The organism is Vibrio sp. 1288 (genome assembly GCF_033344475.1).
In genome coordinates this window covers 1-1,015 of the sequence record NZ_JAWPOX010000163.1, presented here as the reverse complement: position 1 = coordinate 1,015, position 1,015 = coordinate 1, and the positions used below count along the sequence as shown (strand labels likewise).

1 protein-coding gene is annotated in these 1,015 nt (G+C 43.5%); it reads left to right on the top strand.

Going from position 1 to position 1,015, the window contains the following annotated elements:
- Nucleotides 1–358: 358 nt before the first annotated feature.
- Nucleotides 359–1,015: nitrate- and nitrite sensing domain-containing protein (locus tag R8O11_RS25345; RefSeq protein WP_318194627.1), on the top strand; the 657-nt coding region annotated here is incomplete at its 3' end.

Sequence of the window (1,015 nt, the reverse complement as noted above, 5' to 3'; positions counted from 1 at the left end):
ATATACTTGTGAACAATTTGTATTCACTAACAACGTCAGTTGGCTAGGTGACCCTCGGCTTAATAAGGGTCACTCTAGATAAAGCACGATGCGTGCCAACTTTAAAAAAGCCGTTTTTTAATAGATCCAGGTGCATATCGACGCATTATTAACCAGCACTTTCGCAAATTGCATTTGCAAAATGCAATAACATGCAAATATGCCACTTGTTACATTGCTACTAATCACTTTCTCAGCAAAAAACCAACTACTACTTTATGATTATCCATTAGCTTTCATATTTTTACCCTATACTGCTAATTAATGAGGAAAAATACCTCAGTAAATGGATTTCACGGTTGGTACCTAGGAGAGCTCTATGTTTGCGTTCGTTCGTCAGTTTCCCCTCTATATCATGGTCAGTGTTGTTGCAGGCGTCCCATTATTACTTGCTATTTTTCTTGCGGTTCAGCACACCATCAATTTAAACACTCAGTCCCACCAAGCCCTGAAAGATCAGCAGCTAGTGACCTTAATCACCCACTACGACAACCTTGCGCATAATCTCGCTGTCGAGCGTGGACTAACAGCCGGCGTGCTGGGTAGCCAAGGCAAAACTGAAATCGTGCAAAAGCTGACTCAGCAAAGAAAAAAAGTCGATGACGCGGTCAATTCATTGGTTCAACTTAACACGCCATTAATTAGCAGCAGCGATAGCTACGACTTACTCCAAGATGTCCAAGTACAGCTCAATCGACTCAATCAGGTTCGACAAGGGGTTGATCGCCTTTCGCCTCAAATTGCACCTTTTGGTTATTACTCCAATCTGAATCAGCTCATCATCGACAACATTGACGTTTTGATTGCACAGACTCAAAGCCGAGAGCTAGGTACGCTTGGTGATGCGTTGATCTCTGTGATCGTGATGAAAGAGCGTGCAGGCCAAGCACGCGGCGCACTTAATGGGGTATTTGCGAAAGGAAGCGCCACATCTGTTTTGTTCTCCAACATTGAGGGATACATCCAATCGGGGGAT